The sequence below is a fragment of the Aeromicrobium sp. Leaf272 genome, assembly GCF_001422865.1.
Lineage (GTDB): Bacteria > Actinomycetota > Actinomycetes > Propionibacteriales > Nocardioidaceae > Aeromicrobium.
In genome coordinates, this window is record NZ_LMMY01000010.1 from 356,185 (window position 1) to 368,399 (window position 12,215).

Sequence of the window (12,215 nt, forward strand, 5' to 3'; positions counted from 1 at the left end):
GGGTGGCGTCCTCCTCGACGAAGACCTTCCAGAGCGACTGGACCATGGCCACGGCCTGGTCGGCGAGCTCGGCGGGGAACTTCGCGTCGGCCACGATCTCGCGGGCCTTGGCCTCGTCGACACCGGCGTCGGCGTCGATCGGGATCTGGCGCACGGCCTCGGGGTTGGTCTTGGCGACCTCCTCGATCTCCACACCACCCTCGACGCTCGCGATGCACAGGTAGCTGCGGTTGGAGCGGTCGAGCAGGAACGAGAAGTAGTACTCCTCGACCGGGGGCGTGGCCGGCGTGACGAGCACGCGGTTGACCGTGAGGCCCTTGATCTCCATGCCCAGGATGTTGGAGGCGTGCTCGTAGGCCTCGTCGGCCGTCTTGGCGAGCTTGACGCCGCCTGCCTTGCCGCGACCGCCGGCCTTCACCTGAGCCTTGACGACGGTCACGCCGCCCATCTGCTCAGCTGCTGCCTTGGCTTCGTCGGCGGTCTGCACGACCGTGCCGAGCGTCGTCGCGACGCCATGCTTGGCGAAGAGCTCCTTCGCCTGGTATTCCATCAGATCCACGGTGATGACCGTCCTTGGTTGTCCAGGTCCTCTGAGGTAGGTCAGAGCCTCTCGGGACTCTAGCCTCTGCGCGGCCGGTCCGGGCGATGGGGTGCGTCACAGGGCCACGGCCACGAACGGCTCCCGACCCGCCGTGAGCCATCACCGTGACGCGACGCGGGAGACCTGCACCTCGTGGAGCCCCATCGCGTCCAGCGCCTCGCGGAGCTGCTGCGCGGACGCGTCGTCGGCCACGACCAGCGCGGTGGCCGCGTCCTCGGCCCTGACCGCCCACGCCGTGGCCTGCGGGTCGCTGCGGCCCAGGTACACGACCTCGTGCCCCTCCGCGCTCGCCGTCCGCGCGCTCCGCAGAGCGGTGTCGGAGGCGGTGTCGGGGGCGGTGTCGGTGTCGGTGTCGAGGGCGGTGTCGAGATCGAGGATCGCGACCACGACGCGGGAGGACTGCACGTCGAGATCGTCGCCCATGCGCGTGAACCTGCTCACACGGGGCCTGCCTTCCACGCGGGGAACCCGGCGTTCGGCCCTCGATCGTGACCTTTGCTCCTTGACCAGACCCATGCGTCCTCTAGACTCGTCGGGTCCCGCCCTGCCGCCCGGAGGTTCCTGCGTGTCTTCGTCTGCCCCCAAACGTCGCCTCGACGTACGGCAGCAGACCCCTCGCGACACGCTCCCCGGCGGACGTCGGGCCGTCAGCCGCCCGCAGCGCCGTCGTCGGAGCTTCCGGCTGACGCCCGCCGCAGCGGGTGCCTTCGCCCTCGTCGTCGCAGGCATCGGAGCCGGCGCCTTCTCGTCGCAGGCCGACCGCGGTGCGCTGCAGTCGGGCTACCAGACGATCTCGGCCAGCTACACCGGCACGCAGGACGTCGACGTCACCCCCGAGATCGACAAGGCGACGCTCCAGCGCCAGACGGAGCAGCAGGCCTCGCAGAAGCTCAAGGTCGACGAGGAGCTGCGCGACAAGGCGCAGAACGTCGCCGACGAGTACAAGTCCAACCAGTGGGTCCTGCCCGTCACCGGCTACCGCCTCACGGCGCGCTTCGGCCAGGCCAGCTCGCTGTGGTCGAGCACCCACACCGGCCTCGACTTCGCCGGGCCGTCCGGCTCGACGATCGTCTCGGTCGCCGCGGGCACCGTGACGTCGGCCGGCTACGAGGGTGCCTACGGCAACCGCACCATCGTCACGCTCGACGACGGCACCGAGATCTGGTACTGCCACCAGAGCCGGGTCTCCGTCAACGTCGGCGACAAGGTCGGCGCCGGCCAGACGATCGGCTACACCGGCTCCACGGGCAACGTCACCGGCCCGCACCTGCACCTCGAGGTGCACCCGGGCGGCGGCGGACCCGTCGACCCCGACGCTGCGCTCCGCGAGCACGGCGTCACCCCCTGATCCTGCCGGGTCCGAACGGCCGGTCTCGAGCCGCGCTGCGTTGATCGGTCGGCCTGTCTGTTGTGCCGAGCGTGGACCTGCGGCTGCGCTTCCGCGCGTCGGAGCGAGGTCGGCCTTCGAGCGGCCCCGACGGAGCGGTTCACGCGCCGCGCCCGAGCCCGCCGCCAGAGGTAGGTCTCGCACCGAACCACGCCGTCAGAGGTAGGTGACGCTCCCGACGACGCCGTCAGAGGTAGGTCTCGCACCTCAAACGACCCGGATCCGGTGCGTCACCTACCTCTGACCCGCCGGTCAGGTGCCACACCTACCTCTGACGGTGCGGACCCGGCCAGGACGGCGGGGCCGATCGGTCAGAGCTTCTCGACGGGGGCGTAGCGCAGGAGCAAGCGCTTGACGCCCTGGGAGCCGAAGTCGACGCTCGCGACGGCGTTGTCGCCCTGGCCGTCGAGGGCCACGACGGTGCCGAGGCCGAAGCTGTCGTGGGTGACGCGGTCCCCCGGGTCGAGCGAGGGGATGTCGCGCTTGCGCTGCGACCGGGCCGCCGCGGCCTTGGCCGTGAAGGCCGGGGCGCTGGACGTGGACCGACCGCTGGACGACGCGGCTCGGGTCCAGGCCGTGGGCGACTGCGCCTCACGACGCCAGTCGAGCAGGTGGCCGGGCAGCTCGTCGAGGAAGCGTGACGCCGGGTTGTACGAGGGGGCGCCCCACGCCGCCCGGCTCATGGCGCGCGTGACGTAGAGCCGCTCGCGGGCCCGTGTGATGCCGACGTAGGCGAGACGCCGCTCCTCCTGCAGCTCGGAGGCGTCGCCGAGGGCCCGAAGGTGCGGGAAGACGCCGTCCTCGAGCCCGGTCAGGAACACCACGGGGAACTCCAGGCCCTTGGCGGTGTGCAGGGTCATCAAGGTGACCACCCCGTCACCCTCGTCGGGCACGGCGTCGGCGTCGGCCACGAGCGCGACCTGCTCGAGGAACGCCTCCAGGGAGCCGCGCGTCAGGTCGCCGTCCTCGCGGCCCGTCTCCTCGTCGGTGACCGTCGAGGCGTTCACGACGAACTCGCGCGCGACGGCCACCAGCTCGGCCAGGTTCTCGACGCGGGTCTCGTCCTGCGGGTCCTTGCTCGACTCGAGCGCGGTCAGGTAGCCGGTGCGGGTGAGCGCGGCCTCGAGCACGACGTCGGCGGGTTCGCCCGACAGGGCCAGCTCGCGCAGCTCGGCCATGGTCTCGGCGAAGGTGGTGACGGCGTTGAGCGAGCGCGAGGCCAGGTCACCGGCCTCCTTCGCGCGCTGCAGACCGTCCCAGAACGAGATCTGCTCGCGTGCGGCGAACCGCTCGACCGCGGCCTGCGCGCCGTCGCCGATGCCGCGCTTGGGCTCGTTGACGATGCGTCGCAGCGAGACCGTGTCGCGGGGGTTGATCAGCGCGCGCACGTAGGCGAGCGCATCCTTGATCTCCTTGCGCTCGTAGAACCGCACCCCGCCGACGACGCGGTACGGCAGGCCCACGCGGATGAAGACCTCCTCGAACACGCGCGACTGCGCGTTGGTGCGGTAGAAGACGGCGACGTCGGAGGCCTTGGCGTCGCCGGCATCGGTCAGCCGGTCGACCTCGTCGGCGATGAACTGGGCCTCGTCGCGCTCGTCGTCGCCGACGTAGCCGACGATGCGCTCGCCCTCGCCGGCCGCCGACCACAGGTTCTTGTCCTTGCGTCCCTCGTTGCGGCTGATGACGGCGTTGGCGGCGTTGAGGATGGTCTGGGTCGAGCGGTAGTTCTGCTCCAGCAGCACGGTGGAGGCGTTCGGGTAGTCCTCCTCGAACTCCAGGATGTTGCGGATGTTGGCACCGCGGAAGGCGTAGATGGACTGGTCGGAGTCGCCCACGACCATGAGGTCGAGGTCCGGGTCGGTCTCGGGGTCGCACAGCTCGCGCACGAGGGCGTACTGCGCGTGGTTGGTGTCCTGGTACTCGTCGACGAGCACGTGCCGGAAGCGGCGGCGGTAGGTCTCGCGGACGTCGGGGAACGCCTGGAACAGGTGGACGGTCTGCATGATCAGGTCGTCGAAGTCCATGGCGTTGGCCGCGCGCAGCCGCTGCTGGTAGAGCCCGTAGGCCTCAGCGTAGAGCTCCTCGGTGCCGTTGGTGGCGTGACCACCCGCGGACTCGTGGTCGACCAGGTCGTTCTTGAGGTTGGAGACCCAGTGCAGGACCGCGCGCGGGTTCACCCGCTTGGGGTCCAGGCCCATGTCGCGGCAGACCATGGTCATGAGGCGTCGGGAGTCGGCTGCGTCGTAGATGCTGAACGTCGACGTGTAGCCGAAGCGGTTGGCCTCGCGCCGCAGGATGCGCACGCACGAGGAGTGGAACGTGCTCACCCACATGGCTCGCGACGGCCCGCCCACCAGCTCGGCCACGCGCTCGCGCATCTCGGCGGCGGCCTTGTTGGTGAAGGTGATGGCCAGGATCGAGCCCGGATGGGCGCCGCGTGCGGCGATCAGCCAGGCGATGCGTCGGGTGAGGACGCGGGTCTTGCCGGACCCGGCACCGGCCACCACGAGCACCGGACCGGGAGCGTGGGACACGGCAGCCCGCTGGGCGTCGTTCAGTCCCTCGAGCAGCGTCTCCGAGCGCGCCGCGCGCCGCCCGGACCGCCCGCTGCCGGCACCACCTCCGGTGCCGTCGGAGGGAGACGGGGGGCGGGCACCTTGGGGCACGGGGAACGGCAGCGTCATGACCGGTCCAGCCTAGACGGGAGGCCTGACACCCCGATCCCGCCACCTCCGGCTCGCCTGCCACCGAGGCGGCCCGCCCCGGCTCGCCCGCAGACTTGATTGTGTCACTACAATGCGGTACAAAGGTTGAGACAAACCGTCGTCGAACCGGATCGGGGACCGACCATGAGCACCACCACCCTCGTCATCGTCCTGCTCGCACTCGCCGTCGTGCTGTACTGCACGGCACCGCGCCAGGCAGTGGCCCACGCCGCCGTCTGGGCACGGCGCACCCGGGTCGACGTCGACCGCGACGCCCTGGTCGCCGAGCTGACCCACCGACTCCAGGTCGGGGCCGTGGGTGCCGGCATCGGGACCCTCCTCGGCATCGTGCCGCTCGTGGCGGGGGTCGGCGCGGGCGACACCTCCGGGCCCGACGGCCTCGCCGACGTCGCGATCGTGCTGACCTCGACCGTCGTGTGCGCCGTCGCCTCCGAGGCCGTCAACGTCGTGCGCCGGACCCCGTCACCCCGCGGCCGCCGAGCCGCGTCGCTCGTGCCGCGCACGGCTCACGGCAGCACCGCTGAACGGATCGGCGAGCTGGCCCTCGTCGTCGCGGCCGTCGCCGGGTTCGCGCTCGCCGTGGCCACCCTCGTCGACGGCGTCGACGGCGGGAACGGCGCCGTGGCCGCCGCGAGCGGGGCCCTCGTCGTGATGGTCGTCTGCATCGGCGTCCGAGCCCGCATGGTGCGGCAGGCGCTCGTCGCGGAGGACGACCAGACCCTGGCCGTCGCGACCGTCGCCGGCGCCGTGAGCATCGACCGGTTCACCGAGAACCTGCTCGCCAGCGGTGGCGTCCTGACGCTCACGGCTCTGCTCGCCCCCGCGATCGCCGCCGGTCCGGGGGCGCTGCGCACGACGGCCCTCGTCCTCGGCGCACTCGTGGTCGTCCTCGTCGGCGGGCTCGTCGCCGTCCGGCGGACCAACCGACAGGCGGTGGCCGCGTGATCGCCCTCGTGGTGGACCCGGCCACGGCCGAGCCCCCGTTCGAGCAGGTGCGTCGGCAGGTGGCCGCCGGCGCGGCCGACGGCTCCCTGCCGCCCGGGCACAAGCTGCCGACCGTCCGCCAGCTGGCCGCCGACCTGGGGCTCGCGGTCAACACCGTGGCCCGCGCCTACCGCGAGCTCGAGGCAGACGGCGTGATCGAGACCCACGGCCGACGCGGCACCTTCGTCGCCGCCGCGGTCGCCGTGGACGAGGACACCCGGGCCTCGGCCACCCGCTACGCCGCCGACGCCCGCCGGGCAGGACTCTCCCGCGACCAGGCGCTGCGGCTCGTCGAGGACGCGTGGGGCCGATGAACGCCGACCCCGTGTCCGTCCGGCTCGCCGGGGAGCGCGACCTCGACGAGCTGACCGACCTCTGGGAGCGGGCGGCTCGGACCAGCCACGGGTTCATGTCCGACGACGACTTCGCCGAGGCCCACCCGTACCTGCGCGACGCCCTGCTGCCGTCCATGGACGTCTGGGTGGCCGAGGACGACACCGGGCGCCCGCTCGGACTCGCCGGCGTGCGGGGGCCGCACCTGGAGCTCCTCTACGTCGAGCCCGCCGTGCACGGCACCGGCATCGGCACCCTGCTGCTCGACCACGTGCGCCCCACCAGCGTGGAGGTCTATGCGGGCAACACCCACGGCCTCGGCTTCTACACCGCACACGGCTTCAGGCGTCTGCGCACCCACACCACCGACGCCTTCGGCCGCCCGTTCCCGGTCGTGCACCTGGTGCGCGACGCGCCCTGACCCCGCTCGGGTGGTCCGGCGCCCGAGCTGCTGGGCTACTGGGCGAACTCGTTGGGGTTGCGCCACGTCCGCTCGAACGGCAGCCGCCAGGCACGCGGAGCGATCAGCTGGTGCACCGAGTTCGGACCCCAGGTTCCCGGCGGGTACGGGCGCACCGGCGGCGGGTCGTCGAGCAGCGGCTGGGAGATCTCCCACAGCCGCTCGATGCCCTCCGCGGTGGTGAACAGGGTCCGCTCCCCCTTCATCGCGTCGAGGATGAGCCGCTCGTAGGCCTCGAGCACCTCGTCGGCGCGGGCCGTGTCCTGCATGGCGAACTGCATGGACAGCTTGTCCAGACGCATGCCCGGCCCGGGTCGCTTGCCGTAGAACGACAACGACATGCGCGAGGAGTCGGCGAGGTCGAAGGTCAGGTGGTCCGGACCCGACAGCCCCACGCCCGAGCCGGCGGGGAACATCGACTTCGGCGGCTCCCGGAAGGCGATCGAGATGATGCGCGCCCCCTCGGCCATCTGCTTGCCGGTCCGCAGGTAGAACGGCACCCCGGCCCAGCGCCAGTTGTCGATCTGCGCGCGGAGCGCCACGAAGGTCTCCGTCTCGGAGTCGTGCTGCACCCCGGGCTCCTCGCGGTAGCCCTGGTACTGGCCCCGCACGACGTCGGACGGCCGCAGCGGCAGCATCGACCGGAAGACCTTGTTCTTCTCCTCGCTGATGGAGTCGGAGTCGAGCGACGTCGGCGGCTCCATCGCCATGAACGCGAGGATCTGGAACAGGTGCGTCACGACCATGTCCTTGAACGCGCCCGTGCCCTCGTAGAAGCCCGAGCGGCCCTTGAGCGACAGCGTCTCGGGAACGTCGATCTGGACGTGGTCGATGAACGTGCGGTTCCAGATCGGCTCGAACAGGCCGTTCGCGAACCGGAACGCGAGGATGTTGAGGGCCGCCTCCTTGCCCAGGAAGTGGTCGATGCGGAAGATCTGCTGCTCGTCGAAGACCTCGTGGATCCGCGCGTTGAGCGAGCGGGCCGAGGCGAGGTCGGTGCCGAACGGCTTCTCCATGATGATCCGCGAGCGGTCCACCAGGCGTGCATGCGCCAGCGTCTGCACGACGTCGATCGCGGCCTTCGGCGGCACGCTCAGGTAGTGCAGGCGCCGCGGCTCACCACCCAGCTCCGCCTCGAGGGACGCCGCCATCTCGGCCAGCCGCTCGGGGCCCTCGGACACGTTGACGTAGTGCAGCTTGGGGGCGAAGTCGTCCCACTCCGCGTCCGGGACGGGACGTCCGAACTCCTGGCAGGCCTGCTGCGCGAACGCCCGGAAGCCGTCGTCGTCGAGGTCGTCCATGGACACCGCGATGATGCGCGAGTCCGCGACCAGCCTCGAGCGCAGCAGGTGCAGCAGCCCGGGGAGGAGCTTGCGTCGGGCCAGGTCGCCGGTCGCGCCGAACAGCACGATCAGGTGCGGGTCACTCATGGTCCGAGGCTAGACCCGGTTCGTTGCGGACGGGTGAACGTCGCTCGATCGCCGCACCGAGCGACCCAACGGAGCGCCAGGGTCGACCCGGGGTGCCCCCAGGGTCGCGACCAGCGTGCTCCCCGATGCCCCAGGACGTCCTGCAGGACGAGGCTGGCCGTCATGATCACGATCGACTCCCTCACCAAGTCGTACGGGCGGTTCACCGCCGTCGACGACATCACCTTCACCGCCCGCCCGGGGCGCGTGACCGGCTTCCTCGGCCCGAACGGCGCCGGCAAGTCGACCACGTTGCGCGTGCTGACCGGGCTCACCCCTGCGACGTCCGGCAGCACCGAGGTGTGCGGACGTCGCTACGTCGACCTGCCGAACCCCGGCCTGGAGGTCGGGGTCCTGCTCGACGCCTCAGCCCAGCACGCCGGCCGCACCGGTCGCGAGATCCTCACCCTCGCGGCCCGCACCATGGGACTGTCGCCCCGACGCGTCGACGAGATGCTCGACCTCGTCTCGCTGTCGGAGGCCGAGTCGGCGCGCCGCGTGCGTCACTACTCCCTCGGCATGCGCCAGCGCCTCGGCCTGGCGACGGCCCTGCTCGGTCGGCCCGAGGTCCTCGTGCTCGACGAGCCGGCCAACGGGCTGGACCCCGCCGGCATCCGGTGGATGCGCGACGTGCTGCGTCGCTACGCCGACGACGGCGCCACCGTGCTGCTGTCGTCGCACCTCCTGCACGAGATCGAGGTGGTCGCCGACGACCTCGTCGTCATCGGGCAGGGCCGCATCGTGGCCCAGGGCACGAAGGCCGAGCTGCTGGCCTCGGCCGGCACCGTCGTGCGCAGCCCCGACCTCCTCGCCCTGCGTGGGGCACTCGCCGCGGCGGGCCACCGCACCACCGACGTCGGCGACGGGCTGCGCGTGGACGCCGACCCCGCAGCCGTCGGCCACGTCGCCGTCACGGCGTCGATCCACCTGACCGAGCTGCGCGCCGCCGACGGCGCCGGCCTCGAGGAGATGTTCCTCGAGCTGACCGCCGGGACGCAGCGCGAGGCCACGCCCAGCCGCGGCACCACGACACCGGCAGGAGCCGCAGCATGAGCACCGCCACCCACCCCGCCACCGCTCCCGCTCGACCTGGCTCGCGCGCCGTGCCCGAGCCGATCCCGTTCGGTCGCGTCGTCGGGGTCGAGATGCGCAAGACGTTCGACACCCGGGCCGGGACGTGGCTGCTGGCGAGCATCGGCATCGTCGCGGTGCTCGCCACGGCCGCCGTCATGCTGTGGGCACCCGACGACGCCCTGACCTTCGAGACGTTCGGCTCGGCCGTCGGCACGCCCATGGCGGTGCTGCTGCCCGTGGTCTCGATCCTGCTCGTGACCGGTGAGTGGTCCCAGCGCAGCGGGCTCACCACCTTCACCCTCGTCCCACGTCGGGGCCGGACCATCGCGGCGAAGGCCGTCGTCACGACGATCATCGGCGTCGGCGCCATGGCACTGGCGCTCGTGGTGGCGCTCGGCGGGGCCTACCTCGGACCCGCGCTGCGTGGCACCGAGCCGGTGATCGACCTGACCGTCGGCCAGGTCGGCACGCTGGTGCTCGCGCAGGTGCTCGGCATGTTCGTCGGGTTCATGCTCGGCGTCGTCACCCGCAGCTCGGCCGTGGCGCTCGTGGCGTACTTCGTGTTCTGGGGTCTCCTGCCGACCCTCAGCCAGCTGCTCTACGCGACGCAGGACTGGTACCGCGACGTCGTGGGCTGGGTCGACTTCGGCTGGGCGCACGGTGCGCTCTACGAGGGCGGGCTCTCGGCCACCGAGTGGGCCCAGCTGGGGGTCACCGGGACGGTGTGGCTGCTCCTGCCGACCCTCGCGGGACTGTGGCTCGTGATGCGTGCCGAGATCTCCTGACGTCCGTCAGGGATGCGGTCGGCGGACCGCGGCGATCTCGGCGACGTCGAGCCGGGACAGGACGCTGTCGAGCACCTGCGAGTCGTACCGGCCCTCGGCACGCAGGTCGAGCAACGCCTCGCGCTGGTCGTCCAGCACCACACGCCTCAGCCGGGCGAAGTCGTCGAGACGCCGGTCGCGCTCGGGCCCGTCGTCGCCGGCCCACTCCCACTCCGCAGCGGGGGTGCGGCGGCGGCGCACCTGCTCCACCGCCTCGGGATCGATCGACCGGCCGTCCAGGCCGGTCTCCCGCACCTCCGTGCAGCGGGCGTCGGCCACCTCCCCCAGCGCGTCGAGGAGCGCCCGGAGCTGCCCGCGGCGCTGCTCCGTGCGGTCGGACTCGGCGCCGAGACGTCGGACCACCCACGACAACGTGCCACCCTGCACGAGCAGCGAGAGCCCGGCCACGCAGAACGCAGCGAGCACGAGCAGGCTGCGCTGCACCGTGTCGGGCGGGAGTGTCTGGGCGGCGGCGAGCGTGATGCACCCGCGCATGCCGGCCCACACGAGGACCACACCGTCGCGACGGCCCAGCCGCTGCTCCTCGTAGAAGGTGAGGTCGGCCTCGCGACGGGCGATCGCCTGGAGCGCCCTCTCGCGACGCCGCTGGGAGTGCCGTTGGGCGTCGTCGGACGCCAGGTACTCACGAAAGGTGGCCAGGCGTGGGGCATGACGTGCCGACGCCTTCCGGTCACGACGCAGCCCGAGGAGCAGGAGCCCGACGTAGAGCGAGCGCCCCACCCACAGCACGGCCAACGCGATGGCCGTCACCGTCGCGAGCCGGCTCCACGGCTGGCCCGAGGCCTCGAAGTCGGCGATGAGGGGCCGCAGCTCCAGGCCCATCACGAGGAACACCGCACCCTCCAGCAGGAAGGCGATGGTCCGCCAGTTGACCTCCTCCGCGATCCGGTCCTCCGCCCGCAGCTCCACCAGGCCGCGGGCCCCGATCGCCAGCCCGGCCACGACCACGGCCACGAGACCGGACCCGCCCAGGTGCTCGGCCGGCGCATACGCCAGGAAGGGGACGACGAACGAGATCGACGTGGCGACGGTCGCGTCCTCCACGAGCGAGCGCACGAGCAGGCTGACCGCCGCGACCAGGGCGCCCACGAGCACGGCCACGACGACCGCCTGCACGAAGTCGAGCCCGACCTGCCAGATCGACACCGAGGCCCCCGTGGCGGCGACCGCAGTCCGCAGCAGCACGAGCGCGGTGGCGTCGTTGAGCATGCTCTCGCCGTCGAGCACCGTGACGAGGCGGGGCGCCACCCCGGTGCGACGCACGATCGACGTCGCGACGGCGTCGGTCGGGCTCACGATGGCTCCGAGGGCGAATGCCTCGGCGAAGCCGAGCCCCGGCACCACGAGCGGCAGCAGCCAGCCGAGCGTGGTGGCGGACGCGAGCACGAGCACCACCGACAGGCCGCTGATCGCCTTGAAGTCGCGACGGAAGTCCACCGTCGGCATGTTCACCGACGCCGCGTAGAGCAGCGGTGGCAACACCCCCGCCAGGATCACCTCCGGTGCGATCTCGAACCGGGGCACCCCCGGGACGTAGGAGATCGCGACACCCACGAGGACGAGGATCAGCGGCGCCGCGACCCCCAGACGTCCGGCGAGCGAGGTCGCAGCGACGATGACCAGCACGCCGATCACGGTGAGGAGCAGGAGATCCATGGGGACCAGTCTCCACGTCGGTTCTCCGATGGGCGTGGGCCCGCTGCTGCGTCGGTGCGGCTGGGGCTTCGCTCGCTCCTGCGTCGCTGTGGCCGCGAGTGGACCGGCGCTCCGAAAGGGCCTCGACCGGGGCGGTGGGTCTCGGCTCGGTCGGATGTGCGGGGCGGCTGGGTCTCCGCCCGCGGCTGCGCTGCTGTGGCTCCGAGTCGGGGCGGTCTCCGGAAGGGCCTCGACCGCAGCAGGGGGTCTGGACTCGGGTGGGACTGTGGGGCGCGGCCACGATTCTTCATCTGCGCGGGATTCACGCACGATTCTTCGTTCGTGTGGACCGTGCCTCGCGAAGGAAGAACCGTGGCGACGAAATGACGCCCCGGAGGGCAGTGATTCTCCCTTCTCGTGGACCGTCACGCGCAAAGGAAGAATCCCTGCCCACCTCACGCACCTGGGGCCCCCGCGGACGCAAGATTCTGCCTTCGCGTGCAGAAGCCCGAACGATGCTGCGTTCACGACGGGATCCGACCACGAATGCAGCATCCTTCGCCCCCTCACGCACGAACGCAGAATCTTGCGCCACCCCGAGCCACGCTCCGAGAGCCCACCCGAGCCCGGACCCGTCCGCCGGTCGAGGCCCTTTCGGAGCGCAGGTCCACTCGCAGCCACAGCGACGCAGCAGCAAG

General features: G+C 71.9%; 11 protein-coding genes. 6 read left to right on the top strand and 5 right to left on the bottom strand.

From position 1 onward, the window contains the following. Both ASF38_RS19095 and ASF38_RS06940 read right to left on the bottom strand, forming a co-directional pair. The coding region (locus ASF38_RS19095; RefSeq protein ID WP_235497454.1) for an ATP-grasp domain-containing protein at positions 1–559 on the bottom strand (559 nt) is incomplete at its 3' end. Positions 560–700: 141 nt separating this feature from the next. Further along, positions 701–1,024 (bottom strand): hypothetical protein, encoded by a 324-nt coding sequence (locus ASF38_RS06940; RefSeq protein ID WP_056574662.1) that lies wholly within the window; start codon positions 1,022–1,024, stop codon positions 701–703. A 142-nt stretch (positions 1,025–1,166) separates the two neighbouring features. On the opposite strand from ASF38_RS06940, the gene ASF38_RS06945 reads away from it, so the two are divergent. After that, entirely contained in the window at positions 1,167–1,949 is a 783-nt protein-coding gene (locus ASF38_RS06945) for a M23 family metallopeptidase (protein WP_055969383.1), read from the top strand. A gap of 350 nt (positions 1,950–2,299) precedes the next feature. Here the strand turns inward: ASF38_RS06945 and pcrA are convergent, their stop codons facing one another. Beyond that, on the bottom strand, positions 2,300–4,675 hold the full coding sequence (gene pcrA, locus ASF38_RS06950) for a DNA helicase PcrA (RefSeq protein WP_082480525.1): 2,376 nt from the start codon (positions 4,673–4,675) through the stop codon (positions 2,300–2,302). A 165-nt stretch (positions 4,676–4,840) separates the two neighbouring features. Here pcrA and ASF38_RS06955 point away from each other — a divergent pair, with 165 nt between their 5' ends. Genes ASF38_RS06955 through ASF38_RS06965 form a run of 3 tightly spaced genes read left to right on the top strand, consistent with a single transcriptional unit; the run spans position 4,841 to position 6,455 of the window. Further along, the gene (locus ASF38_RS06955; protein WP_056574664.1) at positions 4,841–5,662 is read left to right on the top strand and encodes a hypothetical protein; all 822 of its coding nucleotides are present in this window, start codon (positions 4,841–4,843) and stop codon (positions 5,660–5,662) included. Continuing rightward, positions 5,659–6,015 (top strand): GntR family transcriptional regulator, encoded by a 357-nt coding sequence (locus ASF38_RS06960; protein WP_082480526.1) that lies wholly within the window; start codon positions 5,659–5,661, stop codon positions 6,013–6,015. The genes ASF38_RS06955 and ASF38_RS06960 overlap by 4 nt, the downstream gene beginning before the upstream one ends. Next, positions 6,012–6,455 (top strand): GNAT family N-acetyltransferase, encoded by a 444-nt coding sequence (locus ASF38_RS06965; protein ID WP_056552647.1) that lies wholly within the window; start codon positions 6,012–6,014, stop codon positions 6,453–6,455. Before ASF38_RS06960 ends, ASF38_RS06965 begins: the two co-directional genes overlap by 4 nt. A 35-nt stretch (positions 6,456–6,490) precedes the next feature. On the opposite strand, the gene zwf is transcribed toward ASF38_RS06965, so the two are convergent. Further along, the gene (zwf, locus tag ASF38_RS06970; RefSeq protein ID WP_055969392.1) at positions 6,491–7,924 is read right to left on the bottom strand and encodes a glucose-6-phosphate dehydrogenase; all 1,434 of its coding nucleotides are present in this window, start codon (positions 7,922–7,924) and stop codon (positions 6,491–6,493) included. 162 nt (positions 7,925–8,086) lie between these two features. Here zwf and ASF38_RS06975 point away from each other — a divergent pair, with 162 nt between their 5' ends. Then, positions 8,087–9,016, top strand: coding sequence for an ABC transporter ATP-binding protein (locus tag ASF38_RS06975; RefSeq protein WP_056574667.1), 930 nt, complete (start codon positions 8,087–8,089; stop codon positions 9,014–9,016). Further along, complete coding sequence (locus ASF38_RS06980) at positions 9,013–9,822, top strand: ABC transporter permease (protein ID WP_055969398.1); 810 nt, start codon at positions 9,013–9,015, stop codon at positions 9,820–9,822. Before ASF38_RS06975 ends, ASF38_RS06980 begins: the two co-directional genes overlap by 4 nt. A gap of 6 nt (positions 9,823–9,828) precedes the next feature. Here the strand turns inward: ASF38_RS06980 and ASF38_RS06985 are convergent, their stop codons facing one another. Then, entirely contained in the window at positions 9,829–11,538 is a 1,710-nt protein-coding gene (locus ASF38_RS06985) for a sodium:proton antiporter (RefSeq protein WP_055969402.1), read from the bottom strand. Positions 11,539–12,215: the final 677 nt, after the last annotated feature.

Excerpts from the sequence above, each read along its gene's own strand:
- ASF38_RS06940 (WP_056574662.1), bottom strand. The coding sequence starts at position 1,024 with ATGGGCGACGATCTCGACGTGCAGTCCTCCCGCGTCGTGGTCGCGATC.
- pcrA (WP_082480525.1), bottom strand. The coding sequence starts at position 4,675 with ATGACGCTGCCGTTCCCCGTGCCCCAAGGTGCCCGCCCCCCGTCTCCC.
- ASF38_RS06955 (WP_056574664.1), top strand. The coding sequence starts at position 4,841 with ATGAGCACCACCACCCTCGTCATCGTCCTGCTCGCACTCGCCGTCGTG.
- ASF38_RS06965 (WP_056552647.1), top strand. The coding sequence starts at position 6,012 with ATGAACGCCGACCCCGTGTCCGTCCGGCTCGCCGGGGAGCGCGACCTC.
- zwf (WP_055969392.1), bottom strand. The coding sequence starts at position 7,924 with ATGAGTGACCCGCACCTGATCGTGCTGTTCGGCGCGACCGGCGACCTG.
- ASF38_RS06975 (WP_056574667.1), top strand. The coding sequence starts at position 8,087 with ATGATCACGATCGACTCCCTCACCAAGTCGTACGGGCGGTTCACCGCC.
- ASF38_RS06980 (WP_055969398.1), top strand. The coding sequence starts at position 9,013 with ATGAGCACCGCCACCCACCCCGCCACCGCTCCCGCTCGACCTGGCTCG.
- ASF38_RS06985 (WP_055969402.1), bottom strand. The coding sequence starts at position 11,538 with ATGGATCTCCTGCTCCTCACCGTGATCGGCGTGCTGGTCATCGTCGCT.